Origin of the sequence: Psychrobacter sp. VH5 (assembly GCF_050572635.1) — a bacterium.
Classification (GTDB): Bacteria; Pseudomonadota; Gammaproteobacteria; order Pseudomonadales; family Moraxellaceae; genus Psychrobacter; species Psychrobacter celer.
This window is the reverse complement of sequence record NZ_CP192145.1, coordinates 2,747,229-2,761,455: the sequence shown is the minus strand read 5'-3', so window position 1 is coordinate 2,761,455 and position 14,227 is coordinate 2,747,229. Positions and strand designations below refer to the sequence as shown.

Genomic DNA, 14,227 nt, shown 5'->3' with positions numbered 1-14,227 from the left:
GTAAGAGTGGCGTGAAAAACACCTCTATTAAAAGCAGAGGTGCCAGCAGTGACGAAGGCGTTGTTAAAACAAGCTTATAGTCGATCTTAAATAAAACAGATACATTATATATCAAGGTGGAACTGGTCTAAATTCTCCTTGCGTGCTATGCCTACGCTGCTCGATGCTGCGAAAAATTTATCCCAGTCCGACTGTGTCTTTTACTATACTGAATTCACTATAGTAAAAGACAGATTGTTAAATCTGTTGTGTATTAAAAAATATAGGTCGTGTGACATACATCTACAGACGGATATAAGGCAAGCGAGACAATGAAAAAAGCCATGCAAACGCTACCGAAGATTACCCTAAAGCAACTGGCGGTGTTTGTGAGTATTTATCAAACTGGTAGCACCAGCCGCGCCAGTGAAGCGCTGCATCTCTCGCAGTCGGCCGTCAGTAGTGCGCTGAGTGAGCTGGAGGCGCGTTTGCAGATGCCGTTATTTGAGCGGGTCGGACGTAGGCTCAACCAGCACCCCAATGCCCATCCTATTTATATACAAGCGCAAGCGATCTTAGAGCAGTCGTTGACGCTGGAGCATTATCATAAGTATCAAGCCGGTCAGATTCATATTGGCGCCAGCACCACCATCGGTAACTATGCCTTGCCGCCGCTGCTGGCCAAGCTGTATCAAGTGCTGCCAGACGCTCGTGTCGATATGTATATCGCCAATACGCAAGAGGTGGTGGCGGAGGTTGAGCAGCTAAATATCGATATCGCGTTGGTAGAGGGCATGCCGCGCCCCACAGATATTAAGACCATCGAGCAGCGCGCATGGCGGACAGATACTTTGATGATATTTGCCAAACGAGATAGCAGATGGCTGGCAGGTCTTGCAGATTATCAAGAGGCTGAACGTCTGTATCATATGACTCTTACGCAGTTGGCCAAACTGCCGCTACTGGTGCGAGAGGCGGGGTCGGGCACGCGGCAGATCATTGATGAGCAGCTGCTCAAGCATCTGCCAGAGGCTGAGGTGATCATGGCAATTCAGCAGTCGGAGGCCATCAAGCATATGGTCAGTGCCGATATCGGTCTTGGCTGCCTGTCTCAGCATGTCATCGAGGCGGAGCTGGCAGCAGGAAAGCTGGTACAAGTAAAAGTCGCAGGTATCGATCTGTCACGGACGTGGTGGTTGGTCTGGCACAAAGCCCGCCATCAAAGCCCGATTTGGCAGACTTTTATAGATATGATACAAGACGATTGAGCAAACGCAAAAAGCGCGGCGTCGTAGATACACCGCGCTTTTTTAGCGTTTGAGGTTTTGAGCGCGACTATTTGTGCGTTACGGTTTGAGCGCTACTAAGTAACGTGTTATTGGCGCTACTTGGATACGGGTTTGTCGAGTCTTACGACCAAGCTGTCGCATGGGACGTTGGGCAGGATATTGTCCGCCGTAGCACCGCTGATCCACGCGGCGATGCCTGTGCGTTTGTGCCGACCGATGACCAAGAGATCGACGTCGTGTTTGTGGCAATAATTGACGATGCCTTCGCTGCTAGAAATGGCGGTGGTCACTTGCGAGTTGACGGCGTCTAGCTCATTACGCGCCAAAAACTGCGCCAGCTTTGCCCGTGCTTCTTGGCAGCGCTCGTCATCGATCTCATCGTATAAGCTCGAGGCGGGGACCAACTCATAACCAAAACCGACCATGGTGTCTTTGACGATGTGCAGTACGGATAGCTTAGCGCCTGGGCGGTTATCGACGATACGTTTGGCCTTTTGTGCGACGATATCGGCATCAGAGAGTAAGTCGGTGACCAGTAGTATGTGTTCGTAACTCATAGCGTCTTCCTCATGACAGATAGTATTTACTATAGCACTACTACAGAGCGCTGTTAAGTCGTTATCAAGCGTCATCATACAGATGATGCAGGCCGCGTATTACTCTGCAAAGGGCTGGTCGAGCTTGACCACCAAGCTGTCGCAAGGAATATTTGGCAAGATACTGTCGGCCGTCGCTTTGGCCAACCATGCGGCGATACCATGACGCTCATGGCGGCCGATGATGAGCAAATCGACTTGATGGTCGCGGCAATAATTGACGATACCCTTACTGTTCGAGATAGCAGATGTCACCTCAGAGTTGACCGCCTGCAACTCATTACGCGCCAAAAACTGCGCCAGTTTTTCTCGTGCTTCTTGCCAGTGCTCGCCATCGACATCGCCTGATAGGCTGGAGGCTGGCACCAGCTCAAAGCCAAAGCGCACCATGTCGTCCTCGACGATATGCAATACAGACAGCCTCGCTTCAGGAGAGCCTGCAAGGATACGTTTGGCCTTGAGTGCGACGGCATCTGCATCAGACAACAAGTCGGTGACCAGTAAAATATGTTGATAGCCCATCATCAGCTCCTATTAAGACGTTTATTTTATAGTAGCAGTGGTGGCGGTGTTTGTTAAGGGTTAAATCCATTATTTTGTTATGGATATTCCCAGATAGACAATCTTTATAACCTCCTAAGTGATTTAGCATTTAACAGACAGCCCATAAGACTTTGTTGATCAAGCGACTTACAAAACGACCTGTCAATCGACTCATAAAGAGAAGGGGCGACGTAGAATATTAACGCTCAGATCGCTTGACTTATCAAAACAGCAGCCCCATCTACTACGGCACCCTATATATTATAATTTGATAAGGATCACTATGACTGACATGCCATTTATCGCCGATCTAACGCTTCATCCAGCGTTTGAGTTGATTGAGCATCGCCATATTGAGGCGTTGTCAATGGACGTGCTGATCAGTCAGCATGTCAAAACCGGCGCGATGCATTATCATTTGGCGCACCCAAGTGATGAAAACGCCTTTTTGGTTGGCTTTCGTACTCAGCCGATGGACTCAAAGGGCGAGGCACATATCTTGGAGCATGTGGCACTTTGCGGCTCGGCAAGGTTTCCGGTTCGTGATCCGTTTTTTTCGATGATTAAGCGCTCATTAAACACCTTTATGAACGCCATGACCGCGGCCGACTGGACAGCGTATCCGTATGCCACACAAAATAAAAACGATTACTTCAATTTGCTGGCGGTGTATCTTGATGCGTCGTTTTTCCCCAATATTCATCCGCTTGATTTTGCTCAAGAAGGTATCCGCGTAGAATTGGACGAAAATGACAAACCGCAGTTTAAAGGTATTGTCTTTAATGAGATGAAAGGCGCGATGAGCGGCGAGATCGACCAGCTCTATCATACGGTCGCTCATCACTTATTCCCGACGACCACTTATCATTATAACTCGGGCGGTGATCCTGCGGATATTCCTGATTTGACCCACACCGAGCTTGTTGAGTTCCATCAAAGCCATTACCATCCATCAAACAGCGTGATTATGAGCTTTGGTAATATTCCGGTCGCCGAGACCCAAGCGAAAATCCATGACGATGCTTTGAGCCAGTTTGAAGCGGGTAAAAAACACGTTTCACGTCCAGAGCAGCGCCTGCCTGCGCCAATCAGCGCTATCGACACTTATACGGCTGATGAGGCGGGCCCTGACCAAACCCATCATGTGGTGGCGTGGCTGCTGCCATCGATCACCGATCCCAAGCAGCGTCTGGCATTGCGTCTGCTAGAAGGCGTGTTGGTCGAGCATGCTGGCTCGCCATTGCGTGCGTATCTCGACAGTCATCCGCTTGGCAAAGCGCCAAGTCCGCTGTTGGGACTCGATGACAGCCATTATGAGATGGTATTTTATACCGGTCTACGCGGCTCCAACCCTGAGCATGCCGAGGCAGTAGAGCAGGGTATTATGGATTTACTGACTGAAGTGGCTAGTAAACCGATCGATGACGATACGATTGAGACCATTTTGCATCAGATCGAGATCGATCAGCGCCATATCGGCGGCGATAGTATTCCTTATGGTTTAAATTTGATGCTCGAAGCCTTTAGTACGGCCATTCATGATGGCAACCCGATCGACGTCTGGGAAGTGGATGAGCATTTGCAGTGGCTGCGTGAGCAAGTAAAAGACGCACAGTGGCTACCAAACCTTATCAAAACCCATCTGCTCGACAATCAGCACCGTGTGCGCGTGACGCTGACGCCAGATAGCGAAAAATCAGCGCGCCTTGCTGCAGCAGAGCAGACCCGTCTTGATACCATCGCGATGGACTTGAGCGCTGATGATAAAACCATCTTAAAACAGCAAGCCCTTGATTTGGCAGCGCGGCAAGCAGCGCCTGATGATTTAAGCCTATTGCCAAAAGTCGGACTGGAGGATGTCCCGACCGATATCAGCTTTAAGCAAGGCACACAAAAACAAGTGCGCCTAAGCGGGCAAGACAGTACGCTGTTTGAATATGAAGCGGGCACCAACGGCTTGTATTATTATCAAGTGATTGTGCCGTTGACCGATGCCATTGGCAATCAGGACACCAGCAGTCTGCCTGTGAACGAGGTGATCAATCATCCATTGCTACCGATTTATTTAAGCCTACTATCAGAGCTGGGTACTGACTCGATGAGTGCTCATGAGATGCAGGCCAAGCAAGCGGCGCATTCTTCTGGCGTGACGGCGCGTATCAGCCAGCGCACCAGTATCGATGATAGCCAAACGATCAGCAGTTATTTTGTGGTGGCGACCCGTGCGCTCAACCGCAAGCCTGAAGCGATTGATTTGCTCAAAGAGGTCATGGAGCATAGCGTCTTTAGCGAGCATGACCGTATCAAAGAGATTTTGCAGCAGCGTCAAGCGAGCTGGCAGTCGAATTTGGCAAGCTCTGGGCATTCTTATGCCATGCAAACCGCCAGCCGCGGTATGAGCCGTCAAGCGCAGCTTGAGTATGTGCGTAGTGGCTTGCCTGCACTAAACGCGCTAAAAGACTTTTTGGCGCATGCCAGTGATGATGACACGCAGTGGGATAAATTGGCAACCAGCCTGATGGACTTGCACCAGCGTGTGATCAGCTTGCCCAAGCATGCCGTGATCATTTGTGAAGCTGAGCAAACCGAGCGCTTAAGCGACTTAATTGTCGAGAGCTGGAAAGACAGTCAAGCGCCAGCGCTTGCCGCGCAATTGGGTGCCTCTGATGCGACTATCGAAGACACTATCCCAAGTGAGTTTGCCGAGCTGCACCTTGCGGCAGCGTTAAATGGCGAGACAGACACCATCAAGGCACGAGAGAGCAGTAGCGCGCTCGATGCCGAGGACTTGGCATGGCTAGTACCGACCAACGTCTATCATAATGCCAGCGCTTATCGTGTGCCAGCGGCCGATCATCCTGATACCGCTGCTTTGATGGTATTAGCGCCGTATCTGCGCAATGGCTACTTGCACAGCGCCATCCGTGAGCGCGGCGGTGCTTACGGCGGCGGCGCAGGCTATGACGCCAATGCATGTGCCTTTAAGTTCTTTAGCTACCGCGACCCGCAGTGTGCTGAGACCTTCGCACATTTTGAGGCCAGTATTGAGTGGCTACTAAATGAGCCGCAGACCGATGAGCAGCTAGAAGAAGCCATCTTAGGTATCATCTCGGGTATGGATAAGCCAGGCTCTCCAGCTGGCGAGGCAATCAAAGCCTGCTTTGCTGATTTGCACCATCGCGGTGCTGACTGGCAACGTAAGATGCGCGCCGCCATATTGGATGTGACGGTGGCGGACCTACAGCGCGTGGCCAAGCAATACCTGCAAGGGCAACAGCATGTACGTGCAGTACTAGCGCCTTATGATAAAGAAGAAACCGTGAAAAACCTCGGCTTTAATGTTTGCAAAATAAAGAGCTAATGGTGTTTTTTTAGATAAAAACCAATCTGTCACTGTGAGCATTTATGAAGCAGACAATACTAGGTTATTGTCTGCTTTTATAGTTTTTAGTAAAAAGGCTGATGATTGAGTCAACGTTTAAAGGCGTTTAAAAACGTTTGATACTCAAGTCTTTGCCAATCATATCCTGATGAATAGGAAACTCAGACAATTGGCTAAACTGCTGTCGATCGGCAAAGTAGCTTCGTAAAGTGCGGCGCACGGCTTCAAAGGCGAGATTATCCCACGGGATGTCTTCTTCGCTAAACAGCGCACAGTCAAGGCTTTCAGAGCCGACACCATATGCACCGTCTTTGAGATCGGCCAAATAAATTGAGTATATCTGTCCGATGTCTGGCAGATCATAGATACAATACAGATGAGGGTTTAACACCACCGCATCCGCTTCTTCATAGCTCTCACGCGCGGCGCCCTCTGCCATGGTTTCCCCGTTTTCCATAAAGCCTGCCGGTATTGTCCAAAGACCGTATTGCGGCTCTATCGCGCGGCGGCATAGCAGCACTCTGTCTTTATGTACGACCAGCGACCCACAGATGACTTTTGGGTTTTCGTAGTGAATATAGTTGCAATTTGGGCATACCAAACGCGGCATATTATCCGTGGCTGGTATTTTTCGTTCTGCTTGATGACCGCATTGGAGACAATAGCGCATATCAACTGCCTTTATAAATGTAGTAAGCGTAAGAGATAAAGAATCAGGACTCCTAATGACAAAAACACCCCGTCATTGTCAGACGCGCCCGCCCTTCATACGTTGGTTTTTGTGTGTGCTATCAGGATACCGGTAAAGCGGCGCTGCAAGATGTTATTCTAATAAGCAAGCACCGCCTTAAGATAGCACATATTTTGCTCGTAGCGCAGCATGATAACAGTAACGCTGCATATCGCTGGCGGATCATAGTCCGATAAATGACAGCAAAGCCCTGCGGCATCGTGGCAAGCCATCACCGCCGTTTGTCATAAGCGGTCACGCTAATTCATAAAACACGTTGACTTATAAAAACAATACGCGGCGCATGTCTGTCGATGCGATTTGAGACGTTCATGACAAATACCTCATGACGAATACCTCCTGACAAATGAACAGTCACACAAATAGCATGCAGCTGCGTGAAGAGTACGCTAGTCTACAGCTAGTCACGCCACATATTGATAAAAACATAAGGCAAGATCATGTTACTCCCTTCCCAGACTGTGCAGTTAGATGAGCAGTCGGTTGCTATACCACCTTTTATTCGCTATCCGACACTCAGGCAACTGACCGAGCGGGTTCAGCAAGAGACGTTAAATGCGTTGGCCGATTCAGCGCTGCATACCGCGCAGCAAAGCTCTCGCAGCGCGCGTGTCTTAGACAGTTTATACCAGACGCCCATTGCCGATGCTTCGATACTGGTGGCCATAACCCATGAGCGCCATCCCAAGCTGCTTTTGACGCGCCGCGCCGCGCACATGAATAGCCATGCAGGCGAGGTATCTTGCGCTGGCGGTAAATACGAGATAGGGGATGGTAATAACGTCGTCACAGCGCTACGTGAGGCCTGTGAAGAGACGGCTCTCCCGCCCAACAAGGTACAGCTAATCGGTCAGCTACCCATTCAGACCTCCAAAAGCGGCATGAGTGTGCGTCCAATCGTGGCTTTGATCGCGCCTGATTTGGTACTGGTACCTGAGATCGGTGAGATATCACGTATTTTTTGGGCAGATTTTGAGGCGTTACTCACGCAGCCTACCGTTGAGTACGCGATAGAATATGCCATGCAAGATCAGGTGGCGACGATACTTACGCCCAGCTGGCAAGTCGATGGCGAGACGGTCTGGGGGCTGACAGGCCGCGTCATTGCCAGCTTATTAGAGACAGCTTTTGATCGGCAGTTAGAATGGTATTACCGCGTGCAAGACAGCCGATTGTAAGATTGTAATGAGCTGAGCCGACAGATGTTGCGTCATTGATAATAGGCGTCGTTTTTCTTGAGCCACCAGTTCATATTGTCTTGACGTTTGGCGCGAAAGGCTTCTAGTTTGGTGGCTACCGTTTGGTTGTGCTGACGGGCGGTATCGAGGGCAAACAAGATAGGCACGGAGGATAAGACACCAAACCGAAGCTTTGATTTTGGTAGCGCTAAGCCGTCTCCGATATCATCACCGACCAGAGTACGTGTCACACTGGCATTGACCATCTCTACAAAACGCCCGCGGCGATTGTCTTCGCCCATCAGTTGCCGCGGCAGATCGTGTAGGGCTTTTGCTAAAGGTTGTCCCATCTCAAAGTCTAGCTGTTGAATGGACAAGTAAGTGTAAAGCCACTCCCAGCAGGCGGCCTCATCCTTTGGTAGGCGCTCTAAATCCACACCCATCCAGTAACTGGCAAGATTCCATAAATGCAAAATCCCCTCGGCCTCCTCGCTACTGATACGCGCGCCAAGCAGCCGTAGCCCGCGCATAATCAGTAACGAGAACTGCAGATGAGTGGCAATCATATCAGTTTGGTTGATCGGTACACCCCAATAAGCAGTGTTCCAGCTGCCATCGGGATTTCGATGTTGATCGGCCTCTGTGGCGACGCCTTTTGCCGTATTGTTTTTGCCACTGAGCAAGTTTTGCCGTACGAGCGTGTGAATCTGCCGCACCTGAATCGACTGACGCCAACCCTCAGAGCCGATCGCCAAAACGCTATCGATAGGCACTCGTGTGCGTGGCATACGTGTGCTTGTTTTGGGCAATAATGGATGCTCAGAGACAGCCAAAATATAAGCATAAGTGCGCATGAGTCTTGGCAGGGCATCGTGCATCAACGCGCCGGTTTGGATCAGTGGCAGCGATAGGGCAGGGATGCTATAACCTGCCATCAATGCCACATTTCGTAGTAGCCAAATCAGCATCAGCGGATAGCGCCGATAGGCGACGGCCCCAGTCTGTGCAAGCTGTGGATCAAACCAAGCAGGATGGTCGCTAAACTGCTCAGCCAGTGCACAAAAGGATGGATGAGCTGCGAGTTTATTATCGGTTTTGTTATCGAGGATAAGCTGCTGTAAGGGTTTGGCAAAACGCAGGCCGTCAGCCGCGAGCGTATCTGTCAGGGGGTCGCCGATGTCGTAGCCTGCGACCATCTCCTCTAATAAATCTTGCGAGATGACAAAATCTTTGGGCAGCAAATAGCGCTTGATCCGCTTTAAGACCTGTAGGTCATGATGATCATCAATCGCTGTAGTACGCCCATGACGCTGATACGATGCAAAGGTAGGTTGGCTCGATTTGGACACGCGCGCTGGCTGTGGCTGGGCTGTATTGTTTGGATTCATAGGTAGCAAATGCCTTTATCAGTAGGCTTTTTATGATGGCCTAATATTTAGACGTGTGGTTTAGCATATCGAGCTGCCTTTGTGTGTCATCGAGGCGACGTTTGATCGACCCAAGCTCATCGGCCAAAAACAACAGCCGTTTGCGAGCGTCTTTTTCGTTGGCAAAGTCTAGCATTGCGCCGCTCTTAAGCTGATCAAACTCTGTTTGATACTCATCTAATAGGCGTCTGTCTGTGTCGAGCTGGTTGTCTAGACGATAGTAGGCTAGGCCGTGCTGATTGGCCTGTTGAAGGTGGTTTACCATAGCAGCAGGGCAGACGTTGTTTAACCTGCGCCCGCGGCGACCGACATTGTACGCATTGTTGCTTGTACAGTATTGCTGCAGACCAAGCTTGCGGCCGCGCTCCCACGCAAGATAATCAGGGGTCACATGCGCTTTGGCACAGGCTTTGCTGTGTGAGGCGAGGCGCTCTGAGGAGTAGCCTGCTACGCCATCGTTATAGCCTATCGTTTGCCAATCACCGATCAGGCATTGTTGTTTGGAGAGAGTCGCGCATGATAGTAAAAACATACTGCCAAGGATAGGCAGACTAAACGATATAGGTCTGATAAGTCCCTGCATGGTCATCTCCTAAGACTGCTGCTATCAGTTGCGCCCAGTATGCATTTAGATGTTACGAGGCGAGGTGTTATTGCGCTTACTGCCTTTATCCAAACATGGCTTGCGATGCTGTCTTTCTGCGGTTATTGTTTTTACGGTTAGGGTTGAAAGAAGAAAGCGGTGAGCTATGTGTTGGCTAAATAACCGCAAAATAGCTCGCCTTTTTCTGATGATGGATTATGGCTGAGGCCGCGTCAAATCGACTGAGGTGCCGCTGACGTTGTCTTTTAGGCTGACTTTGAGCATGAGGTAACCTGCAACCCCAGAGACGATAGAGCCCATGATGATGCCTAGACGCTCATCAAATAACGTGGTGTCGCCTGCAAAAGCAAGGCCACCGATAAATAAGCTCATGGTAAAACCCACACCGCAAAGCAACGCAGCACCATAAATTTGCTTATAATTCATGCCCTTTGGCATGGTTGAGATACCGAGCTTGAAGATCAACCAGCACATCGCCATGACACCCAATTGCTTACCGATAAATAGACCGGCGGCAATCCCCAGCGGCACAGAGTGAAACAGCTCTGCAAACCCTGCGCCTTTGAGCGAGATGCCTGAGTTGGCAAAGGCAAATAGCGGCAAGATACCAAAAGCCACGGTGTTGTGTAGGTCGTGCTCTAGCTCTTCGACAGGGGAGTGCTCAGGGTCAGTGCGATCAAACATAGGAATAAACAACGCCAACACCACGCCTGCTAATGTCGCATGGATACCCGACTTGAGGACGGCTATCCACATGATGACGCCGATGAGTAGGTAAGGGGTGATACTGGTCACGTTGCGACGGTTTAGCAAATACAAAAATGGCAAGCATAGCCCTGCAAAGGCCAATGACTCAAGGGATAGTTCGCTGGTATAAAACAAAGCAATGATCAAAATCGCGCCGATATCATCAAAAATAGCAATCGATACCAAAAATACTTTGAGAGAGTTTGGGACGCGATTGCCAAGTAGGCTTAAGATGCCGAGGGCAAAAGCGATATCTGTGGCGGCAGGAATGGCCCAACCTTTCCAAAACTCAGGCTCGCTATAGTTAAAGAGCAGATAGACTACAGCGGGCATGATCATCCCGCCGATGGCCGCGCCCGCTGGCAAAATGATTTGTTTGACATTGGACAGCTCACCGATGAGCACTTCGCGTTTGAGCTCAAGACCGACCAAAAAAAAGAAAATCGCCATCAGGCCATCATTGATCCAATGATGGGCGTCTTTGGCAATCGCAAAATCACCGATTTGAATGGCAACGGGGGCATGGATAAAGCCTTCATACCATGTGCTTAGAGGGGAGTTGGCAATGATCATTGCAGCAATGGCAGCCAGTGCTAACACGATGCCGCCTGCTGCCTCAAATTCAAAAAATGCCTTAATCCTTCGTATTGCCATATTACCCTCATTTCCTAAATACAAATTACTAAAAACGAATTGCCAAACAATTCAATAACCTCAAATATCGATGCGGCCGCTTAGCGCGCCATACAAACAGATAGCAACAGTTTCTCATACTCTGATTCATATAGACAACAAAATACGTCAACCCAAAGTCATAAGCATAAGCGCGTCTTGCTATATCCACAATAGCGATATTATAACGATGATAACACTGGTAAATATAGTGATAAGTCGTTACTGACTACCCAGCGCGCGTCACTATCTTTAGCCCATCTAGATGACTATCGATTGAATCGAGGGCAGGCCTTAGACAAATCTAGCAGACTTTTTTACGTTTTTGGCTTTTTTTTACGTTTTTATCTTTATAATGAGCGTCACTTTACAGCGCCCCTTATGGGTATAAATGTGTCAGCAGGTCAGTGTATCCGCTGATAGATAACGGTACAGGCAGCCTCAATATCGAGGCTGATTTTTCTTATCAATTTTGCAGGTCAGCGTCATGGACTTATCCCTCTCTATCGAGATCATCTTAATGCTTACGGCGGTGGCCGCAATAGCCGGTTTTATCGATGCCATCGCAGGCGGCGGTGGACTACTCACCATACCAGCCATGCTACTTGCCAATATCCCGCCAGTGCTCACGCTTGGTACCAACAAGCTACAAGCCGCCTCGGGTGCGCTAGCGGCCTCGATTACGATGATAAAAAAAGGCGTCATCAACCCTAAAAATATAAAGGTGGCGATTGTCGGGGCTTTTATTGGCTCAGTCATCGGTACCATCGCTGTACAGATGTCGCCGCCGGATCTACTCGAAAAGCTGATTCCGTTTTTGATTGCCGCTATTGGGATTTATACTTTGTTTGCGCCCAAGCTTGGCGAGGTGGAAGCGGCGCCGCGTATCTCAGAGGGCAAGTGGCAAAAAATTGTGGCGCCATTGATTGGGTTTTATGATGGCTATATCGGGCCAGGGACGGGCATGTTTTTTGCGCTGGGTAATGTGGCGCTACGTGGTCGGCAGATCATCGAGGCAACAGGCGCGGCTAAGGTTTTGAACTTATCGACCAATATTGGCTCGCTGATTTTTTTTATTTTGGGTGGTAATGTGTTGTGGACAGTCGGTCTGGCAATGATGGTCGGACAAACGATAGGGGCGTATTTTGGCTCGCATATGGTGGTCAAAGGGGGGAGTAAGCTGATTCGTCCTGTCATCGTGCTGGTTTGCCTTGCCATGATTACCAAGTATGTGATTGGCTAACACAAGCTGTGATTTATTGAGTATCGATACAGCCTGTTTATAGGTAGTGTAGCCATAAAAAAACCTCAGTTCAAAGTGAACTAAGGTTTTTATAAATGAATAAATAAACGCTTTATCGATTAGCGGCGACGATCAATATCATCGTACTCACTACCCATGATGCCATCACTAAACACTTGAGAGAACTCACGCTCATTGTCTTCATCGATGTGACCATCAAAGACGTCTTTGGTGCCTGCCTCAGGATCGTTGTAGATAGCGACGTCCATTTTTTCTTCAGATTTTGCCACGATTGCTGTCACTGCTGCATCGCCGCCGACGTTGACCGCCGTACGCAGCATATCAAGAATACGATCCACACCCAAGATCAGACCAATACCTTCGATGGGCAGGCCGACTTGAGCAAATACCATAGACAGCATGATCAAGCCCACACCAGGGACGCCTGCGGTACCGATAGAGGCCAGCACTGACATCAAGATAACCGTTAGATACTCGGTCAAACCCAAATCAATACCATAAATATTGGCAATAAAGATGGTCGCCGTACCTTGCATGATGGCCGTACCATCCATGTTGATGGTCGCCCCAAAAGGCACGGTAAACGAGGCTACTGAGTTGTTGACACCCATACGCTTGGTGACGGTACGCAGCGTGATCGGAATGGTGGCGTTCGAGCTTGAGGTACTAAAAGCAAAAATCTGTACTTCGCGCATTTTCGCCAAAAATGTCTTAATAGACAGACCAGAAAACAGCTTTAGCACGATCATCATAGTGATAAAAAAGTGGAAAGCCAGTGAGCCAATCAGTACCGCAACATAACCGAGCAAAGACCAAATCAGATCTAAACCCAGCTCCGCCATGGCTTTGGTCAATAGCGCAAAAACCCCATAAGGCGCAAGATTCATAATGATGGTCACCATCTTTAAGATGACTTCATTAATCAGCTCCAAGCTTTGTACCAACCCTTTGGCAGGTTTGCCGACCATCAAAATGCTGATACCGATCAAGATAGCAAAGAAGATAATCGACAGCATGTCGCCATTTGCCATCGCACTGATGGGGTTTGACGGAACGATATTTGCAAAAACATCGAGTAGAGGTGGCGCAGACTTGGCTTCAAATGCCGCTTCTGTCTCAACCTCCATGCCTTTACCGATACCAAATAAAAACCCAAGCCCGATAGCAGTTGCAATGGCAAGCGCGGTCGTCATCATATAGATTAGGAAAGTCTTGGTACCTATGCGCCCAAGCAAGCGAATATCACCAATACCGCACACCCCGCAAATCAGCGAGATAAGTACCAAAGGCACGACCAGCATTTTGAGGGAGTTTACGAATAGCTTGCCGATGATGGCCAAAAACCCATTGGTGATATATGTACTAACAAAACCGCCCTCAGCGTTCAGTCCTGAATAGTTGATAAATAATCCCAGTATGATACCGAGCACCATGGCAACGATGATCTTGCCCGTTAGTCCCATATTTTTCCACATAAACTCTATCCTTTTATCCGCAACATTCAGTATCAAAGGTGCTACTAAACCAATGCGTTTATGATTGTCATCCTTACGCCTGATGGTGTTGCATCTGCAAAATTTTGTCTGTCATTTCATGTCAGGCTATTCGACAATATAAAATAATTGTTAAGGTTACTGCAAGATTTTTTTATCACTTAAATAATAATCTATAACTGATTAAAGGCGGTTTAAGCTTTTTTGTTAAAAAATTGGCTGAGATAATCACTTAGCAAAAAACAGATCTGATGCTATAAATCGGCAATAGCACCATAATCATTAGGTTAACGTCGCTAAAA

General features: G+C 48.9%; 11 protein-coding genes. 4 read left to right on the top strand and 7 right to left on the bottom strand.

All coding sequences use genetic code 11. From position 1 onward, the window contains the following. The first annotated feature begins 311 nt into the window (after positions 1 to 311). Positions 312 to 1,247 carry a LysR substrate-binding domain-containing protein gene (locus ACNFVB_RS11560; RefSeq protein ID WP_430737593.1) on the top strand — a complete coding sequence of 312 codons (936 nt, stop codon included), beginning with the start codon at positions 312 to 314 and terminating at the stop codon, positions 1,245 to 1,247. A gap of 116 nt (positions 1,248 to 1,363) precedes the next feature. On the opposite strand, the gene ACNFVB_RS11555 is transcribed toward ACNFVB_RS11560, so the two are convergent. Then, positions 1,364 to 1,825, bottom strand: coding sequence for a universal stress protein (locus ACNFVB_RS11555; RefSeq protein ID WP_075100364.1), 462 nt, complete (start codon positions 1,823 to 1,825; stop codon positions 1,364 to 1,366). A 99-nt stretch (positions 1,826 to 1,924) separates the two neighbouring features. Continuing rightward, positions 1,925 to 2,386 carry a universal stress protein gene (locus ACNFVB_RS11550; protein ID WP_207969785.1) on the bottom strand — a complete coding sequence of 154 codons (462 nt, stop codon included), beginning with the start codon at positions 2,384 to 2,386 and terminating at the stop codon, positions 1,925 to 1,927. Positions 2,387 to 2,690: 304 nt separating this feature from the next. Between ACNFVB_RS11550 and ACNFVB_RS11545 the strand changes: the two genes are divergently transcribed. After that, complete coding sequence (locus ACNFVB_RS11545) at positions 2,691 to 5,768, top strand: insulinase family protein (protein WP_430737592.1); 3,078 nt, start codon at positions 2,691 to 2,693, stop codon at positions 5,766 to 5,768. A 127-nt stretch (positions 5,769 to 5,895) separates the two neighbouring features. On the opposite strand, the gene ACNFVB_RS11540 is transcribed toward ACNFVB_RS11545, so the two are convergent. Continuing rightward, entirely contained in the window at positions 5,896 to 6,459 is a 564-nt protein-coding gene (locus ACNFVB_RS11540) for an NUDIX hydrolase (RefSeq protein ID WP_430737591.1), read from the bottom strand. A 521-nt stretch (positions 6,460 to 6,980) separates the two neighbouring features. Between ACNFVB_RS11540 and ACNFVB_RS11535 the strand changes: the two genes are divergently transcribed. Next, on the top strand, positions 6,981 to 7,718 hold the full coding sequence (locus tag ACNFVB_RS11535; protein WP_100750056.1) for an NUDIX hydrolase: 738 nt from the start codon (positions 6,981 to 6,983) through the stop codon (positions 7,716 to 7,718). Positions 7,719 to 7,750: 32 nt separating this feature from the next. Here ACNFVB_RS11535 and ACNFVB_RS11530 read toward each other — a convergent pair whose 3' ends face one another. From ACNFVB_RS11530 to nhaA, 3 genes are all read right to left on the bottom strand, one after another. Continuing rightward, the gene (locus ACNFVB_RS11530) at positions 7,751 to 9,106 is read right to left on the bottom strand and encodes an oxygenase MpaB family protein (protein ID WP_430737590.1); all 1,356 of its coding nucleotides are present in this window, start codon (positions 9,104 to 9,106) and stop codon (positions 7,751 to 7,753) included. Between the two features lie 40 nt (positions 9,107 to 9,146). After that, complete coding sequence (locus tag ACNFVB_RS11525; protein ID WP_430737589.1) at positions 9,147 to 9,728, bottom strand: DUF2799 domain-containing protein; 582 nt, start codon at positions 9,726 to 9,728, stop codon at positions 9,147 to 9,149. A gap of 216 nt (positions 9,729 to 9,944) precedes the next feature. After that, the gene (gene nhaA, locus ACNFVB_RS11520; RefSeq protein WP_430737588.1) at positions 9,945 to 11,150 is read right to left on the bottom strand and encodes a Na+/H+ antiporter NhaA; all 1,206 of its coding nucleotides are present in this window, start codon (positions 11,148 to 11,150) and stop codon (positions 9,945 to 9,947) included. 505 nt (positions 11,151 to 11,655) lie between these two features. On the opposite strand from nhaA, the gene ACNFVB_RS11515 reads away from it, so the two are divergent. Then, on the top strand, positions 11,656 to 12,411 hold the full coding sequence (locus ACNFVB_RS11515) for a TSUP family transporter (protein ID WP_201583963.1): 756 nt from the start codon (positions 11,656 to 11,658) through the stop codon (positions 12,409 to 12,411). Positions 12,412 to 12,530: 119 nt separating this feature from the next. On the opposite strand, the gene ACNFVB_RS11510 is transcribed toward ACNFVB_RS11515, so the two are convergent. Then, positions 12,531 to 13,907, bottom strand: a complete 1,377-nt coding sequence (locus ACNFVB_RS11510) for a dicarboxylate/amino acid:cation symporter (RefSeq protein ID WP_288996125.1) — start codon at positions 13,905 to 13,907, stop codon at positions 12,531 to 12,533. Positions 13,908 to 14,227 lie beyond the last annotated feature (320 nt).